Genomic DNA, 25792 nt, shown 5'->3' on the forward strand with positions numbered 1-25792 from the left:
GAGGAGGTCATGGTTTATACTGTTGACAAAGTTGATTGGCAAAGTGAAAAAGATCAACTTCAACAAATAAGAGAGCGCGTTTTTGTTTACGAATTACATATTCCAAAGAATATTGAATTTGATAACTTAGATGCGCTCGCTCAACATATTCTGGTTACCGATAATATGCACTCACCTGTTGCCACAGGTCGATTATGTAATGATGGTTTAATAGGAAGAATTGCCGTACTACCGCAGCATCGCAATCGCAACGTTTATAAATCACTGCTTAATTTCATTGTAAAGCTAGCCACAGAGCAAGGTATTGAGGCTGTCAGTATTAACTGTATTTTAAATGAAGTAGAACGATTCAAAAATAACGGGTTTACAGTGCAAGGACACGTTTTTATGGAGGCTGGCATTCCAAGGCAGCGGATGGAATGCCCTGTTACATGCTTTAAAACACGGCCGTTTACTTTAGTGCATTAACTAAAAAACGAGCCAATTGGCTCGTTTTTTTACTTTATTCTTGTCGATAATCTTTGAAAAACCGCTGCATTTTCATCATCGCACTGCTCAAGTCATCTTTATTAGGTAAAAACACTAATCTAAAATGATCGGGATCTGGCCAGTTGAATGCACGTCCATGGACTAATAATATTTTTTCTGCCTTTAACAAATCAAACATCATTTGTTCATCATTTTTAATATTAAACAGTTTAGTATCAACTTTAGGAAATGCATACAGCGCCCCTTTTGGCTTTTTACAGCTGATCCCCTCAATGGCGTTTAATCCACGCCAAGCAATATCTCGCTGCTCGTATAAGCGACCACCTGGGTCAATTAAACTGTCAATGGATTGTACTCCACCCAATGCTTGCTGAATGGCATATTGAGCAGGGACGTTCGCGCACAGGCGCATTGAAGCAAGAATATCTAAGCCTTTTATTAAATCAGTCATTAACGCTGTACGACCGCTTAGCACCATCCAACCCATTCTAAGACCAGCGGCGCGATATGTCTTAGCTAAGCCGTTAAACGTAATAATGGGAATATCGTCGCACAATGCACCAATAGAAGTATGGGTAACGCCGTCGTACAGAATTTTCTCGTATATTTCGTCACTTAACAGTAAAAGCTTGTGCTCTCGGGCAATGTTGATCAATTCTTCAAGCAAGGCATCACTGTACACTGCCCCTGTTGGATTATTAGGGTTTATTAACACCAATGCTTTAGTTTTCGAGGTGATTTTGCTTTTAATATCATCAATATCAGGAAACCAGTCTTGCTCTTCATCACATAAATAGTGAACAGGGTTACCGCCTGCTAGCTTGACCGACGCAGTCCAAAGCGGATAATCGGGCGCAGGAATTAATACTTCGTCGTCATTATTTAGCAACGCTTGAGTGACCATTTGAATCAGCTCACTTACACCATTACCAATGTAAATATTATCAACGTCTAAGTTGTGTAAACCACGTTGTTGATAATGCTGATAAATAGCAACACGCGCAGAGTAAAGCCCTTTAGAATCACAATAGCCTTGAGCAGAATATAAATTACGGATAATGTCGCGGTGCATATCTTCTGGCATATCAAAACCAAATGCCGCGGGGTTACCAATATTGAGCTTAAGTACTTTTTGGCCCTCGTCTTCCATTTTTTTAGCTTGTACTAAAACGGGACCACGAATGTCATAACAGACGCCGTCTAATTTATGACTCTTTTTTATTTCTGACATTGTTACCTCTAAAGAGCAAGTTAGTCTTAAGACTAACTCAGTAAAGCCGTGAATTACTAGGGAAATTAAGCGCTTAAAACTGAAAAAAATTCACGTTAACACTTTATTTTGTTACTCATTAAATGGGGTTATCGTTGAGCTTGCCACGCGTTTAATTTTTCTTGCGAACCAGTCACTTGCGCCATTAAATTATTTGCTGCGTCTGCAGCCTGCTCATCGTTGCCATTATTTAAATTATATTCAATTAAACGTGCCACTTCGGCTAAACTTGCCGCCCCAAATTGAGCCGCATTTGATTTAAGACTATGAGAATGGCGAATGGCGGCCTCTTTATCTTGACCGAGCGCTGCGATAGTTTCGTTTCCTAAGCGCTCGAACTCTGAACAACAAAATTCCAACGTGTCTGGAAACTGTTCACCTAATAGCGACTCCATACTTTCTAATGCGGATTCGTCGATACTGATCTCTGTCATATTAATGCCCTTTAATGCGGTCCTGCGATTTCTCTTTCATCTCTTACTCTATATCTAAGCACAAAAAAAACCAACTTTATTAATGCAAAAATGTATAATTACGCTAAATGTATTAATCAAATGGTTAGCTTATGGCACGTGCTCTTTGTGAACGCTGTAATTTTTCGCTAAGCACCTGTATTTGCAACGCAATAACCTGTGTTGATAACCAAACTCAGGTTATTGTTTTACAGCATCCCAGTGAAGCAAAAGTGAGCAAAAATACAGCTCAGTTATTGGCATTAAGTTTAACGCGATGCAAAATAATTAAAGGCGAAAATAATCAAGATTTCGCTTGCTTGCAAAAGCTACCAATCAGCTCGACCGTGTTACTCTACCCAAACGAGGATGCAATTGAGTTAGATGTAGCCAATAACAGTAAAAACGTACAACCGCTTACGCATTTAATAGTGATCGATGGAACATGGAATAAAGCCTTTAAAATCTTGCAATTAAATCCGCTATTACAACAGTTTAAAACAGTAAGCTTTCGCCATATTCCTACAAACCGCTATGCTATTCGTAAAGCCCCAAGGGCAGACAGTTTATCAACCCTAGAGGCCGTAGCGCATAGTTTATCGCTTATTGAAGCCCTAAACCCGGCACCCTTGTATGGTTTGTTAGATGAATTAATAACCAAACAAACCCAACATATGCCCGCTCACGTAAAAGCACGTTACCTGTAATTAAAAATGAAATTACCAATGCGTAATACCCCTTCTAGATTAAAGCGCGGATTTTCACGCCAAGGCCCTGACTATCGTTTTGACGACCAAGTTGATTTTAGCGATATTAGAACGACTTTTGGTTTTCGTTCAATGGTCGTTGGTAAGTGGGTGACTAAAGAAGAGCGCTTTATTAGTGCCAATTTAATTTATGATGCGCTAGCTGATTTAGCGCAAATTTTACATTTACCACCAACGGCAATTGGCCTTCGCGGTAAACTTAACTTTGCCTTTGGCCATGGCGGACAAAAAGGTGTGCAAGCACACTATAATGCTTATGACCAAACTCTCGCACTGGCAAAAAACGCAGGCGGCGGTGCTTTAGCCCATGAGTGGTTTCATGCATTCGATCATCATATTAGTGAGCATTTATTTAAATCAAAAACCCGCTTTGGTTTCGCCTCTAAGTTATGGCTGTCAAACTCTCCTGATTTGAGCCATCCACTTAATGATGCACTTAATCAATTTTATAAGCAGGTATTTTTAGCGCAAAACGGTGAAGATGCGAATGAATTTGTCCAACGCTGTATCGCGTTTGATAAGGCACACAAGCAGCAATACATGAGTATGCCAGAGGAGCTTGCAGCTCGCTGTTTTGAAGCCTGTATAAATCAGCATCAAACAATAAAAAATAGCTTTTTGGTCAGTGGATTAAACAGTAATAATTTAATTTACCCTGAGCTTAGCCAAACGTTAAAAGCCAATGAAGCACTTAACCAATATTTTCAATTATTAGGTTACGCGCTTCATCAACAAGCATAGTAATCGTTTCTAAAAATCAGAATTACTATTTATCATCACTGATACGACTTGCCACCGCGCTATTTTGATCTTTATATTTTGCATCAACACGAGTGTTATATGGGTTTTCACATGGGCCGGTGAGCGTTTCAAAGCTCATTGCACCAATCTTCATCATGGGTCTTAGCGCCAGTGGCAATTTACCCGAGTTATAAAACTCTAGGACAATATTACCACTCCAACCTGGATCGATTCGGTGAGCGGTGACATGCACCATTAAACCTAAACGTGCCAGCGATGAACGTCCATCTAACCAGCCAACAATATCAGCAGGTAACGTTACTTTTTCATAGGTTATTGCTAATGCAAGCTCGCCGGGGTGTAAAAAGAATGCTTCGCCATCGTCTAATACAATTTCGTCGCTCATGATTGACTCTAACGCTTTATTAAGCTGAACTTTTGGTCCACTTAAGTCAACGTAAGCAGCATTATGAGCATGAAAAGTTCTAAACTTATTACCCAAACGAAGATCCGCAGTCACCCCTGAAATCATTTCACTGGTTGGCGCTGGCTCAATAACAATACGCCCATCGTTTAAATATTCTTTTATATGTGTATCTGAAAGTCTCATTTTTAATCTTCCGTAATCACAACTTCAATTGTGTTGTGATGTTGTTGATAATAAAGCGTACTGGCGATCAGCCGTGCGGCTGCACTGTAGGTTTCACTTATAGCAGCACTTGCATCATTGGCAATCAATTTACCTTGTTCAGAGGATTCTCTGATATTAATCGCAAGCGGAATATGCGAAAGCACAGGAACACCATGCTTCATGGCTAATTTTTGTGCGCCATCTTTACCGAATACATGATTAGCTTCGCCGCAATGTCCGCAAATGTAATGGCTCATATTTTCAATCAAACCAAGCACTGGCACGTTTACTTTATTAAACATAGCAATGCCTTTTTGCGCATCTGCCAGCGCTAAATCTTGTGGCGTAGTAACAATTACAGTGCCACTGGCAGGGACTTTTTGGCTCATGGTTAATTGAATATCGCCAGTGCCTGGGGGCATATCGACGATTAAGTAATCAAGCTCACCCCAATCGGTTTCATTTAATAGCTGACTAAGCGCGCCTGAGGCCATAGGACCGCGCCATACGGTAGCATCGTCGCTAGGCACTAAAAAGCCAATAGATTGCGCTTTAATGCCGTTAGCATTAAATGGTTGTAATTGCTTGTTGTCTTTAGTGACAGGCTCACTGCCTACCAAACCTAACAACATAGGTATAGAAGGACCATAAATGTCAGCATCTAAAATGCCGACTTTAGCGCCCTCATTTTTAAGCGAACCTGCAATGTTAACAGCCGTGGTTGACTTACCCACTCCGCCTTTACCTGAGGCCACTAAAATAATGTGCTTTATGGCTTTAAATTTTGCAGCCTCTTTAAGTGCCACCACCGCGCTTACATTTACTTCGGTTTTAAGTCGCTCGGTTAAAAATTTAGCAACATGTGGCATTTCAGATTGTGCTGCAAACGGAAGAGTGAGTTTAACAATAATTGATTTATCGGTGTTTTGAGTAATATCAGCGATAAAATCTTGCTCAATACCCACAGCGAAAGCGGCACTTCGATAGGCCGCTAAAGCAGAAATAATCGGTTGTTTTTGCACCGATTTAGCAGAGAATAGTTTCGACAGTCCAAACATAGCAATAAAATAGCGTTTCTTTGATGAAAAGTGCCACGGAATTATGTAACATTCAGGGCATTAACACCAGTCAATTAGTAAATATCCATAAGCAGTGTACTCTGTTACTACCGCGCTTATCGATAATGTAATAATTTTCATCTGTTCCTGACTAGGAACGCTTAATTCGGAATGATTATGGCACAGCGAAAGATCCTGATTACTAGCGCATTACCTTATGCCAATGGCCCTACCCATTTAGGGCATTTATTAGAGTATATTCAAACTGATATTTGGTCGCGTTTTCAAAAACTACAAGGCCACGAAGCATACTATGTGTGCGCCGATGATGCTCATGGCACACCTATTATGCTTAATGCGCAAAAGCAAGGGATCACGCCAGAGGAAATGGTTAAAAACGTTAGCATAGAACGCCAACGCGATTTTGCTGATTTTAATATCAAGTTTGATAACTACCACAGCACTCACAGCCAAGAAAATAAAGAATTTAGTGAGCTTATTTATAACCGCCTTAATGATGCCGGTCATATTAAAAAGCACACTATTTCCCAGTTATTCGATCCAGAAAAAGGCATTTTTCTGCCAGACCGCTTTGTTACTGGCACTTGCCCTACCTGTAAATCAGAAGATCAAAACGGTGATAGCTGTGATGCCTGTGGCGCAACCTATAGCCCAACAGAGCTAATCAACCCACGCTCTGTTATGTCGGGTGCTGAGCCTATTTTAAAAGATTCTGAGCATTACTTTTTTGACTTACCCGCTTTTGAAGGCATGCTTAAAGAATGGCTTCACTCTGGCACAATCCAACAAGAAATGGCGAATAAGCTAGATGAGTGGTTTGCCGATGGTTTGCAGCAGTGGGATATCAGCCGCGACGCACCTTATTTTGGTTTTGAAATTCCAAATGCACCGGGTAAATATTTTTACGTATGGCTAGATGCGCCTATTGGTTATATGGCAAGTTTTAAAAACTTATGTGACAAAAAAGGCATCGACTTTGATGCGTTTTGGCAAGAAGGCTCTGACGCTGAGCTTTATCACTTCATTGGTAAAGATATCATCTATTTCCACAGCCTGTTTTGGCCTGCGATGTTAGAAGGCGCTCAATTTAGAAAGCCTACTAACGTATTTGCCCATGGATTTGTTACGGTTAATGGCGCAAAAATGTCTAAATCAAAAGGCACGTTTATTAAAGCGCGTACTTATTTAGATAACCTAGACCCAGAATTTTTACGTTATTACTACGCAGCTAAACTAAACAGTGGCATCACCGATTTAGACTTAAACCTAGAAGATTTTGCACAGCGTGTAAATTCAGACTTAGTGGGTAAAGTAGTTAATATTGCGAGCCGTTGCGCTGGCTTTATTACTAAAAAGTTTGACGGTAAGTTAAGCGACACAATTATGGAACCACAGCTGCTTACTGAATTTCAAAATGCCTCAGCCACTATCACTGAACATTACGAAAATCGTGAATACAGCCGCGCAATCCGTGAGATTATGGCCCTTGCTGATAAAGCAAATCAATTTATTGATAATGCCGCGCCTTGGGTGCTTATTAAAGACGAATCAAAGCAAGAAGAAGCGCATCAGGTATGTTCGTTAGGACTTAACTTATTCCGCGTGCTGATCACTTACTTAAAGCCTGTACTGCCTGGTATGGCAACAAATGTTGAAGCCTTCTTAAATGATGAGCTTACATGGCAAGGTGTGCAAACTGCACTAATAAGCCACCCTATCAATAAATTTAAGCCGTTAATGCAACGTGTTGAAATGGACAAAGTGAATAAAATGGTTGAAGAATCAAAAGAAAGCTTAATCGCTGAAAAAGACAAAATCGATCCTAATAGCCCACTGGCAAAAGAGCCTATTGCAGCTGAGATTGAATTTGATGACTTTGCAAAAGTAGATTTACGCGTTGCTAAAATAGCTAAAGCAGAGCACGTAGAAGGCGCTGACAAATTGCTTAAGTTAACTCTTGATTTAGGCGGCGAAACACGCCAAGTATTTGCAGGTATTAAATCAGCCTACGCACCAGAAGACATCGAAGGAAAGCTAACTGTGATGGTCGCTAACCTTAAACCGCGTAAAATGCGCTTTGGAATGTCTGAAGGTATGGTACTTGCTGCAGGCCCTGGCGGTAAAGAAATATACATTCTTAACCCAGACGATGGTTCAGAGCCTGGTATGCGAGTAATGTAAGCACTGTGCTTGTTTAAAAAGCCGCTAAATATTTAGCGGCTTTTTTTATTGTTGACGTTATTTAGCTAAGGCGACTACTTTTGCCAAATGAATCACTAAGCATTGGGAGCTAATATATATAAACCAGTTTATATAGCGCACCTGAGGATAAAAACCTTGCCCTTGGTTACCATAAATCCAAAAAGCACCAATAATGGCATCAGCCAATGCAGCAAGTAAAAGCCCTAAGCTCACCCACATTATTGGTTTAGGTGCATAAAAACCACCATAAACAACAACCAACATCAGACCCATAAGTCCCACCGCAGTTACCACCACACTATAAGCGCCTGTCATGGCTAAAATTGGTATACCAGCTCCATCAAGATACATAGAGGCGAGTGACAAAGCACTTACAACCAGTACTACAACTATAAAACAGGTGCTTTTTAGTCGCGATATAGCTTGCTGCCTTTTATAGGCTAACACACAGGCTAAAAATAAAAGGCTGTAGCCAGGTGCAAACAATAAAATTGAATCAACTAAATAGTCATGCTTTATTAACGTTGCATAGCGGTGATAATGTTGGGATAGGTTAAAGTTAATCACATCCCCAACTGTACACAACATTAAAGCTGCGCTACAAAGAAGTGCTATAAAGCGTAACTGCTTATCTCTAAACCTATGAAATACCCAAGTAGTCATTGCCACACTATTAAACATCAGTAAACACAGCGAGCTCACTGTTAATAGCAATAAAATTTCTTTTTTATCAGGTGTAATTAGCCCTACTAACAGCACAACTAAAGCACATAGCCAAGCAATAAAAGAAATAACCTGATGAGGGTGTTTTATAGATAACGAATTGATTGCACTAGCCAAGGTTTAAAATTAATAAACTTAATTTAGCAAATTATTATCGCTTAGGGTTTATTTTTATTATGCGCAGTTTGCATTTCTTTTTGTGTTTTTAGCCGACATTGTGCTAACTGCTCAAGTCGAATAGCTTTAATTGCCGCCAAAGGATCATCCACACTGAGTCCACCAGCATCATAGGTGTTTTGTTGATCTATCACTTTATTGTCATCTTGTTTAGTATGCATATTATTCTCACTTGGAACTGTTTATCGATTTTAGGCGCGCTACATCAAATAAAAAAGTGCTGAAACACTTTACGATTTAGTTGAAAAACACCTGTTCCTCTGTATATTAGATATTACTAATATTGAGGAGTATATTATGCGCATTATTTTACTTTTTTCCAGTTTATTTATTTCATCCGCTGCTTTTGCTAGCAATACCGGCGAGGCACGACAAACCATCAAGGCATTTTCAACTGATTTAAAACAGGTACTCGTTAGTACTATGAAGCAAAGCGGCCCACTCGCGGCAATAAGTGTATGCAATACAGCAGCACCCGCTATAGCTTCACAACACAGCAACAGTCCTTGGCAAATTAGCCGCAGTGCTTTAAAAACTCGTAACTCAGATAATCAACCCGATGCATGGCTCAAAAATGTTTTATTAAACTTTGAACAACGTAAGCTCAATGGCGAGCCGGTAGCAAGCATAGAATATCAAGAGCAAAGACCGGATGGCTGGTATTTTGTAAAAGCGATCCCTACTCAAAAAGCGTGTTTGGCATGTCATGGCAGTGACATTGCCCCCGCAGTTTCTAAAAAAATAGCGACTTTATACCCTAATGATCAGGCAACTGATTTTAAATTGGGTGACATTCGTGGCGCATTTGTTGTTAAGAAAGCCATTGAAAATCACCAATGATAATCCGTTGACGATCAACTATTGAATTTTACCGCATCGGATGCAATACGTTTTTTACGCCTAACGTATAGAGTATGTGGCAGCATAAGTAATTGATTTAATAAAATAGCTAATACCAATGCAAACAACACTGCACTCGCGGTTAAAGGAATACCTAACTTAAAGTTATCAAGTGTATTTTGTAATCTGTCAAAGCGCTCTGGGGAGAACATATACAGCATTTTTTGCACTAAATTACCTTGTTCAAAAATAGCCATCCCTTTTTTTAAATCAGCAAATTGCAGTAATGTTTGTTGTTTTTGCTTTGCATCGGCTCTGACACTCGGTTCAGTGTTTGCTAAATGACGGTTTATCATTGCTTGTGTACTAGAAAAATTATATTGCTTTGCTGTATTTGCATAGCCATCAACTTGCCATTTTGTTGCATGGTATAAGCCCGCTAAATGTTGTTGGTAATGATCACTCAGCTGCGGTAGTTGCAATGAAACAATAAAAGCGCAAGCAAATATTAATTTATCGAACAGGTTAACGATCATAATAATCCCTTGTGCTGCGTTTAATAAAAGTGACTACCGTTAACTATAACAGGTAGTCGCTTTAGTCTAAATACCATGCGCTGCTGCGCTGTTAATCTGCTTGGTGAAATTGACGATGCAGGGCGTGAACCTGCTCAACAAGTGCTGGTACGGGCCCATAAACAGCGATATTAGGAGCAACCGCTTCAATAGGTAACGGGTTAACCGGCGACTTAGTCATTTTGAGCCCGCTAAGCCAGCTAGTTAATTGCGCAGATGAACTCACATACATAATTCGACCTAAACCTACCCATGCGTGTGCTGCGGCGCACATAGGGCAATGCTCCCCTGAGGTATACACAGTAGCCCCAGCGCGTTGTTCAGGTGTCATATTATTTGCAGCCCAACGAGCAATTTCAAACTCAGGATGACGTGTATGATCGCCACCCGCAACACGGTTGCGATCTTCCATACATACATTTCCTTTAGCATCAACAAGCACAGAGCCAAACGGTTCATCGCCTGCTTCTAACGCCTCTTTAGCTAGCGCTATGCTGCGTTTTAAGTGCTCTAAATCAGTCTCGTTCATAATCTGTAAACTCCTTTGACTATCACTTTTGGGGATATTTAGTAACGTGATCAGTTTTTCGACTGCGCTAACCATAACGCTTTGATCCCTGCTTTTGCAACACGTACATCCTCACTGCCATGAGCACCGCCAACTCCCACAGCCCCCACCACAGTATCGTTAATATAAATCGGCACCCCGCCATCCAGTATTAAAATGTTTTCATCTAAATAACGAAGGTCTGCTGGAATAGTGCCCTCTTTTATGCCTTTTGCTATAACTGCGGTTTCTCGCTTTTGCGAATTGGCGGTATAGGCTTTTTTATAACTGGCTCTAATAGTATGAACACCTGCAAAGTGGTCGCGCAGCACTGCAAGTGTTTGTCCTGATGCATCCACAACAGTAATAGAAACCGCTAAGTTATCTTTTTTAGCGGCAATAGCCGCCGCATTTACAATGCGCTGTGCCATATCACCCGTTAATTGTGCCACCATAGGAATAGTTTGCTGCTGTTGTTGATTAATAGTTACTTGAGTATCAGTTTGACCAGCAAAAGAAACGATTGATGAAAGAGAAGTAAATAGCACAGTAAAAATAGCCCGTTTTTTCATATTGTTTTTCCACGTTTTAATCAAAAAATAGAAAATACACAGACCGTATTGAGTAATAAAAGCTTTCATGTAATCACTAATTTACTTCACTATTTTCATTATGTAAGACGCATTTAATATCCATGCTAAATTTAGCTGATTTAATAAATGATCGCCTCTTAGCAACACTGCGTAATATTTAACCGATACCTAATCAATTTAAAGGAAAGTAACATGTTTAAAAAAATAGCGTCTGTTCTGACTTTTGTATTAGCAAGTTTAACCCTTTCTACAGCAGCGCATGCCGATCACCATGGTATGAAAAAAGATATTGTTGATGTGGCTGCTGCCAATGGTTCGTTTTCAACCTTGGTTGCCGCTGTAAAAGCCGCTGGCCTAGTTGATACTTTAAAAGGTGAAGGGCCTTATACTGTTTTTGCACCTACAGATGAGGCTTTTGCAAAACTACCCGCAGGAACCGTTGAAAATCTATTAAAGGCAGAAAATAAAGACAAGTTAGTAGCTATTCTTACTTACCATGTTGTATCGGGTAAGGTAATGGCTGCAGATGTGGTAACACTAACTAGTGCCGCCACTGTGCAAGGCCAATCTGTAAATGTAGCAACTAATAATGGCGCTGTTATGATTAATGACGCAACAGTAGTTAAGGCCGATGTAAAGGCCACTAATGGTGTTATTCATGTAATTGATACCGTTTTGTTGCCAAAAGAGTAACACCTTTCATTTCTCAGCGGAGTAAAATATCTACTCCGCTCTTTGTACCTAGCATAAAGTATTAATACCTTTTTCTAAATGCCCTCTTTAATACTAGTGATTTTTACACTATATTAAAAGATAATTAAGCGTCTGTTAATATTGAGAAAGAGTTTGTGGAAACGAATAACAATAATACCACTGTTGAAGAGAAAGCAACGGAAGAGCAAAAGAAGTTTTTCCTCGATTTACTTCCTGGGAAATTAATTGATATACAATTTAACAACCCTATTCAGGTTCGCTTTAAGCTCACTTTAATCGGTTACGACACCGGTAAATATCTAATATTAAAATACCCTGCTCAAGCAGGTAAAAACGATTACAGCGATATCTTAGTTGAAGGAAAAGGGGCTATTGTCCGTTATATCATCGAAGATGAACGCGGTGAATGTGTGGCTTTTTCAACCAGCATATTAGCAATTTCATTTCGCCCAGAACGATTAATTTATTTAGCCTACCCTAAAAAAATTGAAAGCCGCCAGTTGCGAGAAACAAGTAGACTACCGACTCATATCCCAGCTAAAATTAGTTTAAGTAAAGCTGATACCGATGCCGATAGTAAAAGCTTATTGCACGGGTTAATCATTGATATTTCACCCAGCGGGTGCCGCTTTGCAATACATGTGAGTTCTGGATTTGTTGCACTTAAAAAACGTCAAGTATTTGTGCATATCCTGTCGCCTATAGATAATAAGTCGGTGATAATTACGTCTTATATCAGAAACAACCAAATGAAAGGTAACCGCCTAAGTGTAGGTATTGAGTTTGACGCATCAGAGCAAACTAAACTTAACACGCTACTCGAAGCGTATTCAATTGATATAGATTAGAAAAACCACCAAACAAATTAAGGCTAACACCTGTATGGTTAGCCTTGCTAACAGCAGTTCTATTACTCTAAAGGTTTTAAAAACCTCTCTGTTCTAGGTAAATAATAGTTATCGTGATCAAGCGATACAATCACACGCTCGGCTTTACCTAGTAGTTCAGCACGTGGGATGAGCCCTATCACCCTTGAATCGGCACTATTGTCACGGTTATCACCCATGGCTAAATAGTAGTGTTCAGGAATTGTTATTTCGTCAAAGCTCGATAAACGTGATGGTGTATTGGCTACGCGGATTGAATGCTTATAACCATTTAAGTTTTCCATTTTATCTGAAGAAGTCGTATTACTTAGCAAATTTGTGTAATTAAGCTTTTCGCCGTTGATTATGAGTTCATTATTTTCAAGGTATCTCCAGGTACACCTATTACTCGCTTAATCAAACGGTTATCCGCCACCTTAGAATCAAATACAATAATATCGCCAGTTTGTGGGTCTGCCATTCTTAACAGGGATACATGCGTGAATGGTATACGTAAATCATACGCCATTTTATCGGTAAGGATTCGGTCGCCTTCTTGAATAGTCGGTTTCATTGAACCTGTTGGTATTTCATACCAATCGGCAACGGCACTACGAAACACACTCATTAAAATAATGAATACAATAGGGCCTGTTGATCTTTGCGGATTGGAATTTATTCAAACAAGGGGCGATTTAACCGCGGCGCGAGGTTTGTAACCTAGTGGGCTAAGTAAAAACCAAGTAACAAAGAGTTAATCGCCCCTTGGAAGAACCCTTTGGGCAATGGCTGTTTGGCATTGATGCTACGTTATCGCCTATTTATGGGGAATAACCACACCACATAGGCTCTGCCTTGCTTAAATACCAAACAGACTACTGCAAATTCAACCTTGAAAGGTTAACAGGCCCCAAGAACGATTATTTTTCCAAAATTTATAAAGTCGCTTCATGTTTTGTCTCTGCTATGGATTAAGTATTTATTTGACTGTATAAACGCAGAGCCGTTCAAAGGAGTGTGTAACAAAACATGTTTAATGATAGAGACATGTATAAAACATGCCTCTAAAGATGGTTTACTGCTGATTTAACTTGTCTTTCGCTTCTTGTACTTTTGCAAAATCAAGCCCTAATTCATCAGTGGCTTCTTTAATCAAATGCGGTTGAGTCATCACTACAGCCATTAGTTGCTGAAGTTTTTCTGGTGGTATACCTAGCTCTTGCACTAATGCCATGGCCATCATCGGGTTTTGGGTAAATGCTTCAAACAACGCGGCTACTTTTTCATCACTGACGTTGTGCTCTTTTAATATTGCAATAATTGGATTCATTATTTGCCTTAATATTTTATAGTGTCACTAAATTATATGGGCGCACAGCCTAATTAACAATATTAATCCTGCTGTGCTCGTGTATGTCACTCAACCAGCAACACCACTTTACCGGAATTCTCGTTGCGCTCTAAAATAGCATGAGCCTCACTGGCTTGCTGCCATGACATGGTTTTATAAATATTAAAGTCATAGTTGTGGTTGGCAATATCATCATAAAAACGCGCTACAAAAGCATCTCTCAGAGCACGTTTAAACTCAATACTGCGATTACGTAGCGTTGATGCATGAAACGAAATCCGTTTTTGTAATAAGCGCGCAAAGTCCACCTCTGCAAAGCGCCCGTCTAAAAATGCCAGCATAACAATCTGACAATCCATTGCGGCCACCTTGGCATTTTTATTTAGATAGCTGCCAGAAACAGGGTCAACAATTGCGTTTGCAGTTAGCTTATGTAATTTCATATAGTCAACAAAGTCGGTGGTTTTATAATTTATTACGTGGTCAGCCCCCAATCTTTTAGCATGTTCACATTTATCGTCCGAACCCGCGGTAATAACTACCTGCGCACCGGCACTTTTTGCCATTTGAATAGCTGCGCCACCAACACCACTGGCACCGGCATGAATAAGCGCCGTTTGCCCTGATTGTAATTTTCCTAATTCAAATAGCGCACCAAAGGCAGTCAAATACACCTCACTTATGGCGGCACCTTGGGCCATAGAAATATGATCAGGTAATGCCATTAATTGCTGCGCATCCACCGCCACATATTCACTATAAGCGCCACCAGCACATAAAGTAAAAATACGCTTACCTTGCCATTTTGGGTCTACCTCACTGCCAAGCTCACATACCGTGCCTGCACATTCCAGTCCTAAAATAGGGCTATCCCCCTCGGGAGCTGGATACTTACCTTGACGCTGCATACAATCAGCGCGATTAACTCCAATCGCCGCCACTTTTACCAGCACTTCATTGCTATTCATCTTCGGCTTATCAGTTTGCGAAAACGCTAACTGCTGATCTTGATGTGAAATGTACTGCATAAATCTCCTCGTATCCTTGTATTGGGTTTTATTTGATTTTTCGCCACACTTCGGCTTCAACTAGCTGACCATTTTCGGTAAGAGAATGATGCCATAAGTTTCCTGCAACTTTATAATCAAAAGCCATGGTTTTACCCATCAATGATGCAATATTGCCATACTTAAAGGTCTCAATAAATTGTCCATCGGTTAATTTATACTGGCCACCACCAGCATAACTAAATTGGCCATTTTTCTCTGTGATATAGCTAAAATGTGATGCGGTTACTAATTTGACTGAAGTTATCTCTGGGGCTTTAGCAGTGACAAACCCATTTTCTACCGCATATTTTCCTTGAACAAACTCCCACGTGCCTAATAAAGGGTTCGCAAACACTGAACATGACAATAAAGCTAAGCCAACGAATATAACAAATCTCATAATAATCCTTATCGTGTTAACTGTGCCTTAAGAAATCAACTCAGCGTTGATTTACTGACATAGTATTAAAACGCCAACTTTGCTTATAAGGATATACATCCGGAAGCTGACCTTGCTTAATATTTTGCTGGGTCATTTGCCAGTACTTTGCCGTAAATAAATCACTATGATAATGATTAAAATGGCTAAAGGCGCTGCTACTAGCACTAAAAAACACCTTAAATTGACTCGGAAATATATCATTTTGGTCAATATCAAAATAGCTGTGTGAGCTTAATTCTTCTAACGCGTTGTGTGTATTTGGCACGTCTCTAAAATTGCAATCGGTAAGAGGGCAAATTTCATCATAATCATAAAATACCACTCGGCCCCAACGTGTTACGCCAAAGTTTTTCATCAGCATGTCACCAGCAAAAATATTTGCATTGGCAAGCTCTTTAATCGCTTTACCATAGTCAATCATCACCTGCTGCAGTGATTTATTATTACACTGGTTAATATACAAGTTGAGCGGTGTCATTTTTCGCTCAACGTAAACATGTTTAAGTATTAATGCTTTACCGGAAATAATTAAGCTATCACCAATGTGTTTTTTCATCTGTATTAACAGTTCATCACTAAAGCGACTTAAATCAAATGCAAGGTATCTAAATTCATGGGTGTCGACTAAACGCCCTACTCTGTCGGCTTGTTTTACAAAGTTATATTTATCTTTTACTTGTTGTTTAGTGGCTGTTTTTGGTGCACTAAACTTATCTTTTATCACCTTGTATACATAATCTAGGCCATCAATGGTAAAAACCAACATCACCATACCTGGAGTCCCTGGCGCTAAATGATACGTGTATTCCTCGGGACTACTTTTAGTGGTATCCACTTTATAACGATAAAACTCGGTTTTGGCATGTTTGATAAAACCAATCGCATTGAATAATTCAAATCGTTGTTTGTGAGGCATTAATACACTGAGGTAATCAACGTAACGGGCAGGTTGGTCGGTATCTACCATAAAATACGTGCGTGCAAAGCCAAATAATAAACTAAGTTGATCAGCCCCCATCATTACTGCATCAATTGTAAGCCCATCGGGGGTATTTAAAATAGCAATTGCAAAGGGCATATTATCGCCATTTTTGGCAATACATCGCCCTATGACATAACATGCCTTATTGCGATAAAAATGCGAGTTAGCGTATTCAATATAACCGTCATTTAGGTTTATTAATTCGTATACTTGTCGACATTGCTGTTGAGCACCTTGTGTTAACGTTGTTTGTAGCTTAGCTAAATCACTAGTTAAATCTTTAAACGATACTCTAAACACTTGCTCATTTAATAAGGTTTTAATCGCCTGATCAAATCCTGCGGTTAAGGAAATTCGACTCACAAGCCCTTCATAGGAGCGCGGCTGTCCTCGGTATTTTGCTTTTAATACAAATAAATGAACCGTGCGAATTTTTTTATCATCCCAAATAGCGCCAAAAGTAGAATTAAAAAATGTATGCGCAATAGGCTGATTTTCATGTTCTTTTACCATTTCACCATAAATATTTTTAGCCCGTTGCCATGTTTGAGGGCAATTCAATTCATCATAAGCAATCACTCTAACCGCTTCACTTACTTGCTTTACTTGACGTTCATACACTTGTAAGCGCTCTCGCATTGCTGCTTGCACTTCATGATACTGGCGTTGTTCAAAGCGACTTTGTGCCCCTAAGGTGATATTTAAAAATTGTGCAAACATAGCCTCAAAGCCTGCAAATACCGCCCGGGCTAATTTAGTGGCGACCATGGCTTGTACCGAATGATGTTGAGAGGTTAATGGCGTGCTTGGCATGATATAGGCGCTTCTATTTTTAGCAATTATGCTGATTATTTTTTATTAGAGGTTTACACCTTAGCAAGCACACTTTAATTTAGGTAATTAATACAGCAAATAAATAAAATTGATCATATGAATATAAGAAATGTCGACCTCAATCTACTCGTCTATTTAAATGTATTAATAGATGAAAAAAGCGTATCAAAAGCGGCTAATAAACTCGCGCTTACCCAACCTGCAATGAGTAATGCGTTAAAACGTTTAAGAGATTTATTTGATGATCCTTTGCTAGTGCGTGCAGCTGGCTCTATGACTCCTACCGCCAAAGCGCTATCGCTTAAACCTGAAATTGAAGCTCTGCTTAAAATGGCCGAAGAGATCACCCAACCAAGTGAGCAGTTTAATCCAGCGACTGCACAAGTTACATTTCGTATTATGGCAAACGATTATTTAGAGTCGACCCTCATAGCCCCCTTTATTTGCGAGCAACTAGCTAAAAACCCGGGCATTGATTTTGATGTGCTAAGCCCCAGCGATGTAAACTTACAAGATATGGAAAAAGGCACAATTGATTTGGCAATAAATCGCTTTAATGGCCTGCCGCGCTCTTTTCATCAGGCTACTGTATGGCGAGATAACTATTGTTGTTTGACCCACCCAAATAATGCTTTTTTAACGGATGCTAACTTAAATCAATATCTACAAAGCGAACATATTTGGGTTAACCGAGCAGGCTGGGGGCCAGAGCCCGCGGTGACCAATAAATCAGGTAAACAGAAATTAGGCTGGGTAGATGAAGCTTTGTGGCAATTAGAGCAAACCCGTAAAATACGTGTATTTACTCGTCATTACATGATTGCCAGCTTACTGTGTCAATCTGAGCAACTCATAGCAACGCTGCCGCGTCGTCAAGCAAAATTATTAACCAGTCACACTAATTTAGTGATTAGCCCAGTACCATTTCAAATCGTGCCCATAGAAGTGAAAATGATTTGGAGCCCGTTATTACACCATACACCGGCGCATCAATGGCTTAGACGTGAATTATTAGCGTTCGCAAATACAGTGGTTGATAGGTAAAACATTAAAATATTGATTAAATCAATATCAGTTATTGAAAACAACAATTTCATTAATATTACACTTAGCGCTACAGTGAAGTTAAGCCAACAAACTAAGAGTAATAATTATGCAAACATCAGCAAGCTTCACACAACAAGACGGGCTATTCATTGATGCAAATTTACATCAATTCATTGAACAACAATTATGCCCAAACACACCGCTTGAGACGGGTCACGTTTACCAGTCACTTGCCACATTAGTTGATGAATTCGGCTGTAAATGTCGTAAAAATAAACATCAAGAAAACGATATTCTCGACGTAAACACTTTATTAAGTGCCTATCAACGTAAAAGCCATCCTCATTGCCATGTTGATGCACAAACAACTGCGGCCGTATTAGATGAATACTGTTGTCAAGTACCTGCCATTATTGTCGTTGCGTTAATGGATACCCTCAGCGGCACTGTATGTGATGAGCCAAGCGCACATGAGCTTTACCACAGAGCAGCAGAGCTAACAGAGCGCCCATGCGTTCATCGTCAAGCAACTGCTAACGCTTCAGCAGCTTAAAATGCAGTCGTTTAAAAATGCTCGATAACCTTATTAGCAAACTGTTTGCAGCTTAAGGTTGTCGAGTTATGGCTTGATTGGGCCAAATCAAAAGTTACCTGCCCACTGGCAAATGTCATTTCTAAGGCGTTTTCGATTAAACACGCCGCTTCATTCCATCCCATATACTTTAGCATTAACACTGCACTTAATAAGCTACTACTTGGGTTTGCCTTATCTTGACCTGCTATTCGTTCAAACGTGCCATGGGTTGGCTCAAAAAACGCCACTTCGGTATTTAAATTGGCTGCAGGCATAATCCCTACTCCCCCCACTTGTGCACTGAGCATATCGGCTAAAAAGTCACCATTTTGATTGGTGGTAGCCACCACATCAAATTGCGCGGGATCCATTAAGCATTGCTGCAACATATTATCGGCAATCACTTCTTTAATAATCAAAGGGGGGAGATTGGTTCGTTGTATTTCAAGCCAACGCCCATTTTCATGTTCATTAGCATTGTATTCTTGTTTGGCAAGCGCAAAGCCCCAGCGTTTAAACGCGCCATCGGTAAACTTAAGAACATTACCTTTGTGCACTAACGTAAGCGACTCCCTTTCGTTTTTAAGAGCATAATTAATGGCATAGCGTATTAACCGCTCTGACCCTTCTTTAGATATATTTTTAATCCCAATACCACACTCTTGAGTAAAACGAAGTCGGGTTACCCCCATTTCTTCACACAAAAAATCGAGCATTTTTTCACTTTCAACACTCCCCGCCTGCCATTCAATTCCTGAATATACGTCTTCACTGCTATCGCGCAGTACGGTAATGTTAGTGGTAAAGGGGTCTTTTAATGGCGAGGGTAAGGCACTAAAGCCTTTTATAGTGCGCATATTAACAAATAAATCCATTTCATGGCGAAGTGCAACATTAAGAGATCGAAATCCACCGCCTAGGGGAGTGGTTAGTGGGCCTTTAATCGCAATTTTGCATTCACGCACTGCATTAATGGTTTCTTGAGGGAACCAGTCGCCATCATAAAGCTTGGCCGCTTGTTCACCATTATACACCTGCATCCAATGTATCTTACGTTCCTTGCCATAACAATATTCTATGGCAGCATCCACTACTTGACGCATTACTGGCATCACATCTAAGCCAACCCCATCACCGTCAATGTAGGCAATAATTGGTTGATCCGGTATATGCCACTGTCCATGCTCATCAATGTGAATATGTTCGCCACTGTCTGGCACATTAATATGTTGATACTGCATACGTCCTCCTGCAAGAGAATATATTTAAGCATGCGCGGCTTTGCATGTCTTTAACATAAAGCTTATAGCGGTTATTCAACGATAAAATGTAATGTTTAAGATGCTTTTTGAACGTTTAAAATAACGTCAATCGCATTGAGTAGAGCCTCAACTTGTTGAATGTCGAAAGCGTCAGGTGAAGACTTTAAGTTTGTTTCAAAATCAACAGCCTGTTGATACAGCGCTTGACACTCAAACATTCCAGCCGTTCCTTTGATCATATGTACGCTGCGTGCAAAACCCGTTATATCACCCTGCTCAAATTGAGACACTAACGTGTCTTTTTGTTTATTTAACCCTTTAATATATTCTTGCTTGAGTAGTGAAAACTCCTCATCGGGTAGCTTAATGTTTTCGCATATATCAATATCAAGGTAACTTGCAATTTTACTACTAAAACAACTTCTATCTATAGGCTTGGCAATATGATCAATAAAACCTTGTTTTAAATAGCGATCAATTTCATGCTTCATCGTGTTAGCAGTGAGCGCCACAATGGGTGTTGTTACCCCTGTTGCTTGCATAATATTAATTGCTTGCTCACCATCCATAATTGGCATTTGAATATCTAATAAAATTAAATCGAAGCTTTCATCCATCGTAGCTTGCGCTGCATCTCGACCATTTTCAACAGCAACAACGGTTAACCCCATCCGCTCTAAAATCCGCTTAATAAGCTGACGGTTCTCTGGATGGTCTTCAGCCACAAGTACCCTACCCACTAAATTTCGCTGACTATTATTTGAAAATAGTTCTTTAGTTTGTGGCTTACGTATATCGTCGAATGTGTTAACCCATTGCGTATGTTCGGTTGTATTTAACTCCATAGAAAAACAAAATTCACTACCGCTTCCGACCACAGAAAAAACGGTAATATCGCCATTTAGTTTAGTTGCTAAGCTTTTAGAAATATTTAAGCCAAGGCCGGTGCCACCGTATTTACGAGAAATTGACGAGTCTGCTTGATGAAAAGGAGTAAAGAGGTCTTTTTGCTCGCTTTCAGTCATGCCAATCCCCGTGTCTTTTACTTTAATTATTAGCTGCTTTTGATTGCAACTCACCGTCAGCATTATGTAGCCCTGGGTAGTAAATTTAAGTGCATTGGTTGCTAAATTTAATAATATTTGTCTAAGCCGTGTTGGATCTGAGATTATCCAATCAGGTAATGGGAATTGATAATCAACTTGAAACTTTAAGCCTTTATCGCGGATTTGTTTTCCTAGTAATGATTCAATTTCAGCGATAGTGGCAAACAAATCTGTTTCAACTAATTCTATCTCTAAACGATTAGCCTCAATTTTCGACATATCCAAAATATCGTTAATTAAACCAAGTACATGGCGACTATTTTGTAAAATCACTCTGATCCCATGATTTCTTTCATGAGGCTGTATATCACCTAAAATTATCCCATCAGCATAACCAATAATAGATGTCATTGGGGTACGAATTTCATGACTCATGTTAGCTAAAAATCGACTTTTAGCTTCACTTGCATCACGAAGTTCTTCCGCTAATTGTTGTAACTCTTGGGTGCGCAGCTCAACCTTGTGTTCCAAGTTTTTAGTCAGCTCAACATTCTGATGATGCAAAATGCTAAATTTATTTGCGACTGCAAAAGCAAGTAATACCGCATCGAGTGCTGTGCCAATAAGCCCAAGTAAATAGAGATCCATTTTTATCGGATCGATGAGTCCTAAATTGGTTAAATTGCCGACCATATTAGGAATGGCCATAGCCAAATAAGCGAGAACAAAATAGCGAGCCGGTTTAAAGCCACTGATCCAACTTCGTATACCAACAATCATACCTAATGATAAAGTCGCCGCTGTTACTAAAGTGGCCCAGATAAAGCCAAAACCAGGCCAAAGCATTGCAAATGGAGCACCTGCGGTGGCAACAATGCCTAAGTAAATAGATAAGCGCGATAACCTAGGAGACGTCTCTTTTAATTTAAGTAAGCTGTTATAAAATAAAATATTTGTGATTGGAATTAAGGTGAAGCCTAACCAGTGAAAATGGGCGTTGTAAAAACCAAATATTTGATCCGGTATATGAAAAAACTGACTCCAAGCTAACACCCAGCAGGCCGTAAACATGGCGTAATATAGATGGGTTTTATCTCTATCACCCAAGTAAATAAGAAAGTTATATAAACCTAATGCAATGCCAACGCCAAAGCACAGCAGCATAATCATGTTGTCTGATGTTTTTTTTACAAAAAAATCGTCATAAGGTGAAAGCACTAATTTAGGGGGAGTATAAAAATATTCACTTTGAAATTTTGCAATTAACACATAGGAGCCATCAGGCGTAAGCTTCACTTTATTACCATAGTGAAAAGCAAACTCATTGGGATAAAGCCCCCCAGTTACATACTCCTTTATTGGCTCATCAAAGGTCGACATATCATAGATACGGGTTTCGATTTTTGAAAGCAGCGTGTTATACGGATAGAGCACCAGTTCATTTAAGTCAGTTTTATTTTCAAGTGCTATAACAAACCAAAAACTACCACCAAAAAAAGACGTTATTGATTGTGGCTGTTTATTTTCAAGCCACGTTTCAATTTCAGTATGGTTTCGGGGGAAAGCCCCATTCGTTCCCTGAAATACATGACCTTGACGGAGTAAATCAGTATCTTGTTGTTTTAAAGTATACGTAAAAGGAGCAAGTGTATCTGCCTGCGCTAAGTTGCTAAAGCACAAAAATGTACAATATAAAAATAGCTTTAGAACTGCCTTCATTGGCATACTTGGCACCTTAATTTAAAAACTGAAATTAAAACTGATAACTAACATCCAAACCAAAACGCCTGCCTTCACCTTTAAAGTCTTCAAGCATGCCTAGGAAAGAGCTTAAATCAAATTTTAAGTGACTATATTGCGTACCAAAAAGGTTTTTCCCCCAAATAGCGATCGCCCAGTTATCATGTTGATAATGTATGTTTGCGTTAAAAATACTATAGCCATCTTGCATCGCATAAGGGTTTTGATTCTGATCAAAATAATAGTCGGATTGATAATCAACTAATAATTGCGTTGTTAGTGGGTGATTAGCCAGCACGTGCGTGTATTCAATGCCTGCACTGAGATTCCATTTTGAGGTAAATGGTAAGCGATTATCAGTTAATGCGTTACCTAAAGGATCAACATATTCTTCAAACTCTGCATGGGGTATATAACCCATAGCAAACTTAACATTCAAATCATCGGTCATCCAATACTCAAAATCAGCCTCTAGGCCATATATAGTCGAGTCAGCCACATTTTCTAATAATTGAATAGGCGGGCTCTGTTCAGATACTGAAGGCTGATTCATAAACACTTGTTGATCATTATAATCATAATAAAATGCAGCCCAATTAAATCGCATGCCCAACTGTGGCCACCAAGACTTTGAGCCAATTTCATGTGAGTTCAATCGTTCTTTTTGATAATCAGCAAGCTGTGCTTGTTCAACTGATGATAAAAACCCACCGTTATAGCCTCCGCTTTTCGCGCCATTAGCAAATCGATAATAAGCATAGGTTGCATCATCCAGCTTAACGTTCACACCCAACTGACCAGAAATGCCATTGTCTGAATGCTCTCCCTGAACACGATAAAATGGCACCTTAACTCCGGTTAAATCGTTAGGATCTAAAATAATATTAAGTTGAGACGTTGAGTCGTAATCTAAAGACTCATAAGAATAACGAAGCCCAGCGGTAATTAGCCAATCTTGATTTAATTGATAGTCAAGTTGCGTAAACGCTGCAATGCTCTTTGTTTTTATCTCATTATCATAGAAAAAAGTAGCGGTTAAATCTGTCGGTAAAATGCCTCGATAATCACGTAAAATATCATTTACATTATCTTGAATAATAGACTCATCAGCATAGTAAATTCCCGTTGTAAGAAAATGCTCTGCGAGCTGAGATTGCAACCGAAATTCTTGCGTTACTAAATCAGTATTTAAATCTAAATTGCCTTCACATAACCGTGCTGGAGAGCCATCACAGTTAAAGGCATGATCACGCTTTAACTTGTTATAGCTAGTTAGTGAAATAAGCTCATTGTGTGAGTCCAACTGCCAATTTACATGGGCACTAACCCCCTTACCATCGGTTTTATGTGGCGAATTATTATTAACGCTTACAGTATAAAAATCATCACTGCCATCATTAAATCCAAAGTTATCAAAACAGTTGGTTGAACCTGCTTGTGCTGGCGAGCACCGCTCTCCAGTCAGCGGATTAGCAATAACTCCAATACTGCCAACAGGCTGAACTATGCCATCCCAATCGGAAATATGCCCTTTTATCAACAACTGCACAGTGTCAAAGTCAGCTAAAAAAGATACTCGACCATTTGTTTGCCGCATGCCCGCTGTTGGTGAATCAGCAAAAATATTGTTTGTAGAATAATCATAATTTTGATGGTTTAGCGCAACACGAACGGCTGTGTCTTCTCCAATAGCTGAATTAAACATAGCATCAACACTGGTTGCATTATTATTAGCAACACCTGTACTTAAATAACCACTTTGTTCAAACTCAGGGCGTTTAGAGCGGATTAAAATAGCCCCACCAGTGGAATTACGACCAAATAAAGTTCCTTGAGGGCCGCGCAAAATGTCAATCTGCTCAATATCAAATAAGTTAACAATTTGGTTACTGGCAGAGCCCACTGCTATTTCATCAACATACATAGCCACCGGCGATGTATTCGCGGTGTTGTAATCAACTAGCCCTACGCCACGAATATTAACCGCTGGCGGTGTACCTTCTGCTGCGTTTTGACTAATTTTTAAATTAGGGGCAAATACAGATAACTCAGTCGAATCTTTAACGTGTTGCGCTTTGAGATCCCCCCCTTTTATTGTGCTTACAGAAATGCCGACTTCTTCAATTTTTTGCGCTCTTTTTTGCGCATAAACCTCAATGATTTCCATATTCGGTTGGTCATCATTTCCACCCTCTACAACTACTTTTGCCTGCAGTGGCAGTAAAAAGCCTGGTAAGCATACCAACCATATGTTTTTATTAAGAAGCTTGCCTTTATTCTTCATCTCATGTGACCTTTACGCCTAACAAATGTAAACAACATGTTTAAGTATATACTAATCAACCGATTAAACTGTGCTGTAAAAATATTTTAATTTTTAATGGCTACAAATGTATTTTTTCCAGCATTTCCGTGGATACTGCGCAAACATAGCAAAATAATATTTAAAGATAGCCTCAGGTTAGGATTATAGAAAAAGACAGACTGCCAACATGGATGTTTTATACTATATAAAGTATTTTAATAAATTGCTTGCAAAGAAAAATGTTGTGGCGTATTATTGCTGCTTGGCTATAAAAAGCCCTAGCGGTTAACCTCTTTACCCTGATCCAGTAAGCCCCGCAAAACGTATATTTAAAAGCTAAGTTATTGTACGGCGAGAACCCCTATTAATACCTTGATGATATATTTGATATCATCGTAAAAGTGTCATAAAGATCGTCAACACTGTAATGAAGCTAAACACAATGTGATTATTTATCATCTGTAATGTGCTTTAAGAAAAAGCCCAGAATAAAT

Annotated in this window: 25 protein-coding genes and 1 pseudogene; 9 read left to right on the forward strand and 17 right to left on the reverse strand. The window is 39.5% G+C overall.

Annotated features, from left to right (window positions below; all coding sequences use genetic code 11):
- The first annotated feature begins 9 nt into the window (after positions 1 to 9).
- Positions 10 to 468 (forward strand): GNAT family N-acetyltransferase, encoded by a 459-nt coding sequence (locus B1F84_RS08030; RefSeq protein WP_076918631.1) that lies wholly within the window; start codon positions 10 to 12, stop codon positions 466 to 468.
- A gap of 34 nt (positions 469 to 502) precedes the next feature.
- Here the strand turns inward: B1F84_RS08030 and B1F84_RS08035 are convergent, their stop codons facing one another.
- The gene (locus B1F84_RS08035; protein ID WP_010390182.1) at positions 503 to 1720 is read right to left on the reverse strand and encodes a pyridoxal phosphate-dependent aminotransferase; all 1218 of its coding nucleotides are present in this window, start codon (positions 1718 to 1720) and stop codon (positions 503 to 505) included.
- 128 nt (positions 1721 to 1848) lie between these two features.
- Positions 1849 to 2193 (reverse strand): Hpt domain-containing protein, encoded by a 345-nt coding sequence (locus tag B1F84_RS08040; protein ID WP_076918629.1) that lies wholly within the window; start codon positions 2191 to 2193, stop codon positions 1849 to 1851.
- Positions 2194 to 2324: 131 nt separating this feature from the next.
- On the opposite strand from B1F84_RS08040, the gene B1F84_RS08045 reads away from it, so the two are divergent.
- Together B1F84_RS08045 and B1F84_RS08050 are read left to right on the forward strand one after the other, a co-directional pair.
- A complete protein-coding gene (locus tag B1F84_RS08045) occupies positions 2325 to 2918 on the forward strand; it encodes a tRNA-uridine aminocarboxypropyltransferase (RefSeq protein ID WP_076918628.1) in 594 nt (197 codons plus the stop codon).
- Between the two features lie 18 nt (positions 2919 to 2936).
- Complete coding sequence (locus B1F84_RS08050; protein WP_008113600.1) at positions 2937 to 3719, forward strand: CLCA_X family protein; 783 nt, start codon at positions 2937 to 2939, stop codon at positions 3717 to 3719.
- A 25-nt stretch (positions 3720 to 3744) separates the two neighbouring features.
- On the opposite strand, the gene dcd is transcribed toward B1F84_RS08050, so the two are convergent.
- Both dcd and apbC read right to left on the reverse strand, forming a co-directional pair.
- Positions 3745 to 4329, reverse strand: a complete 585-nt coding sequence (gene dcd / locus B1F84_RS08055) for a dCTP deaminase (RefSeq protein WP_008113601.1) — start codon at positions 4327 to 4329, stop codon at positions 3745 to 3747.
- Between the two features lie 2 nt (positions 4330 to 4331).
- Entirely contained in the window at positions 4332 to 5408 is a 1077-nt protein-coding gene (gene apbC / locus B1F84_RS08060) for an iron-sulfur cluster carrier protein ApbC (protein WP_131691106.1), read from the reverse strand.
- A gap of 177 nt (positions 5409 to 5585) precedes the next feature.
- Here apbC and metG point away from each other — a divergent pair, with 177 nt between their 5' ends.
- Positions 5586 to 7610: a methionine--tRNA ligase gene (gene metG, locus B1F84_RS08065; RefSeq protein ID WP_131691107.1), complete on the forward strand. Its 2025-nt coding sequence runs from the start codon at positions 5586 to 5588 to the stop codon at positions 7608 to 7610.
- A 57-nt stretch (positions 7611 to 7667) separates the two neighbouring features.
- On the opposite strand, the gene B1F84_RS08070 is transcribed toward metG, so the two are convergent.
- Both B1F84_RS08070 and B1F84_RS08075 read right to left on the reverse strand, forming a co-directional pair.
- Positions 7668 to 8471 carry a hypothetical protein gene (locus tag B1F84_RS08070; RefSeq protein ID WP_131691108.1) on the reverse strand — a complete coding sequence of 268 codons (804 nt, stop codon included), beginning with the start codon at positions 8469 to 8471 and terminating at the stop codon, positions 7668 to 7670.
- A 41-nt stretch (positions 8472 to 8512) separates the two neighbouring features.
- Positions 8513 to 8692: a hypothetical protein gene (locus tag B1F84_RS08075; protein ID WP_008113605.1), complete on the reverse strand. Its 180-nt coding sequence runs from the start codon at positions 8690 to 8692 to the stop codon at positions 8513 to 8515.
- Positions 8693 to 8828: 136 nt separating this feature from the next.
- Here B1F84_RS08075 and B1F84_RS08080 point away from each other — a divergent pair, with 136 nt between their 5' ends.
- Positions 8829 to 9371, forward strand: coding sequence for a DUF3365 domain-containing protein (locus B1F84_RS08080; protein WP_008113606.1), 543 nt, complete (start codon positions 8829 to 8831; stop codon positions 9369 to 9371).
- Between the two features lie 14 nt (positions 9372 to 9385).
- On the opposite strand, the gene B1F84_RS08085 is transcribed toward B1F84_RS08080, so the two are convergent.
- The 3 genes from B1F84_RS08085 to B1F84_RS08095 form a co-directional block, all read right to left on the reverse strand.
- Positions 9386 to 9907, reverse strand: a complete 522-nt coding sequence (locus tag B1F84_RS08085) for a DUF2937 family protein (RefSeq protein ID WP_131691109.1) — start codon at positions 9905 to 9907, stop codon at positions 9386 to 9388.
- A gap of 91 nt (positions 9908 to 9998) precedes the next feature.
- Entirely contained in the window at positions 9999 to 10475 is a 477-nt protein-coding gene (locus tag B1F84_RS08090; protein ID WP_131691110.1) for a nucleoside deaminase, read from the reverse strand.
- A 50-nt stretch (positions 10476 to 10525) separates the two neighbouring features.
- The gene (locus tag B1F84_RS08095) at positions 10526 to 11065 is read right to left on the reverse strand and encodes a heme-binding protein (protein WP_240701990.1); all 540 of its coding nucleotides are present in this window, start codon (positions 11063 to 11065) and stop codon (positions 10526 to 10528) included.
- Between the two features lie 213 nt (positions 11066 to 11278).
- On the opposite strand from B1F84_RS08095, the gene B1F84_RS08100 reads away from it, so the two are divergent.
- The gene (locus B1F84_RS08100) at positions 11279 to 11779 is read left to right on the forward strand and encodes a fasciclin domain-containing protein (protein WP_131691112.1); all 501 of its coding nucleotides are present in this window, start codon (positions 11279 to 11281) and stop codon (positions 11777 to 11779) included.
- 155 nt (positions 11780 to 11934) lie between these two features.
- On the forward strand, positions 11935 to 12648 hold the full coding sequence (locus tag B1F84_RS08105; protein ID WP_131691113.1) for a flagellar brake protein: 714 nt from the start codon (positions 11935 to 11937) through the stop codon (positions 12646 to 12648).
- Positions 12649 to 12710: 62 nt separating this feature from the next.
- Here B1F84_RS08105 and lepB read toward each other — a convergent pair.
- The 5 genes and pseudogenes from lepB to aceK all read right to left on the reverse strand — a co-directional run bounded on the left by lepB (position 12711) and on the right by aceK (position 17303).
- A pseudogene (gene lepB / locus B1F84_RS08110) lies at positions 12711 to 13294 on the reverse strand (signal peptidase I).
- A 447-nt stretch (positions 13295 to 13741) separates the two neighbouring features.
- On the reverse strand, positions 13742 to 13996 hold the full coding sequence (locus B1F84_RS08115; protein ID WP_008113615.1) for a DUF2999 family protein: 255 nt from the start codon (positions 13994 to 13996) through the stop codon (positions 13742 to 13744).
- Positions 13997 to 14082: 86 nt separating this feature from the next.
- On the reverse strand, positions 14083 to 15045 hold the full coding sequence (locus tag B1F84_RS08120; protein ID WP_076918618.1) for a zinc-binding dehydrogenase: 963 nt from the start codon (positions 15043 to 15045) through the stop codon (positions 14083 to 14085).
- 28 nt (positions 15046 to 15073) lie between these two features.
- Complete coding sequence (locus tag B1F84_RS08125; RefSeq protein WP_076918617.1) at positions 15074 to 15466, reverse strand: hypothetical protein; 393 nt, start codon at positions 15464 to 15466, stop codon at positions 15074 to 15076.
- Positions 15467 to 15506: 40 nt separating this feature from the next.
- Positions 15507 to 17303, reverse strand: coding sequence for a bifunctional isocitrate dehydrogenase kinase/phosphatase (gene aceK, locus B1F84_RS08130; protein WP_131691114.1), 1797 nt, complete (start codon positions 17301 to 17303; stop codon positions 15507 to 15509).
- A gap of 117 nt (positions 17304 to 17420) precedes the next feature.
- Between aceK and B1F84_RS08135 the strand changes: the two genes are divergently transcribed.
- The gene (locus B1F84_RS08135; protein ID WP_131691115.1) at positions 17421 to 18368 is read left to right on the forward strand and encodes a LysR family transcriptional regulator; all 948 of its coding nucleotides are present in this window, start codon (positions 17421 to 17423) and stop codon (positions 18366 to 18368) included.
- A 109-nt stretch (positions 18369 to 18477) separates the two neighbouring features.
- Positions 18478 to 18924: a hypothetical protein gene (locus tag B1F84_RS08140; protein WP_131691116.1), complete on the forward strand. Its 447-nt coding sequence runs from the start codon at positions 18478 to 18480 to the stop codon at positions 18922 to 18924.
- Between the two features lie 11 nt (positions 18925 to 18935).
- Here B1F84_RS08140 and icd read toward each other — a convergent pair whose 3' ends face one another.
- The 3 genes from icd to B1F84_RS08155 form a co-directional block, all read right to left on the reverse strand.
- Positions 18936 to 20186: an NADP-dependent isocitrate dehydrogenase gene (icd, locus tag B1F84_RS08145; protein WP_131691117.1), complete on the reverse strand. Its 1251-nt coding sequence runs from the start codon at positions 20184 to 20186 to the stop codon at positions 18936 to 18938.
- 95 nt (positions 20187 to 20281) lie between these two features.
- The gene (locus tag B1F84_RS08150; protein WP_131691118.1) at positions 20282 to 22978 is read right to left on the reverse strand and encodes a 7TM diverse intracellular signaling domain-containing protein; all 2697 of its coding nucleotides are present in this window, start codon (positions 22976 to 22978) and stop codon (positions 20282 to 20284) included.
- A gap of 28 nt (positions 22979 to 23006) precedes the next feature.
- The gene (locus B1F84_RS08155) at positions 23007 to 25277 is read right to left on the reverse strand and encodes a TonB-dependent receptor (protein ID WP_131691119.1); all 2271 of its coding nucleotides are present in this window, start codon (positions 25275 to 25277) and stop codon (positions 23007 to 23009) included.
- Positions 25278 to 25792 lie beyond the last annotated feature (515 nt).

This window comes from Pseudoalteromonas sp. DL-6, from assembly GCF_004328665.1.
GTDB lineage: Bacteria > Pseudomonadota > Gammaproteobacteria > Enterobacterales > Alteromonadaceae > Pseudoalteromonas.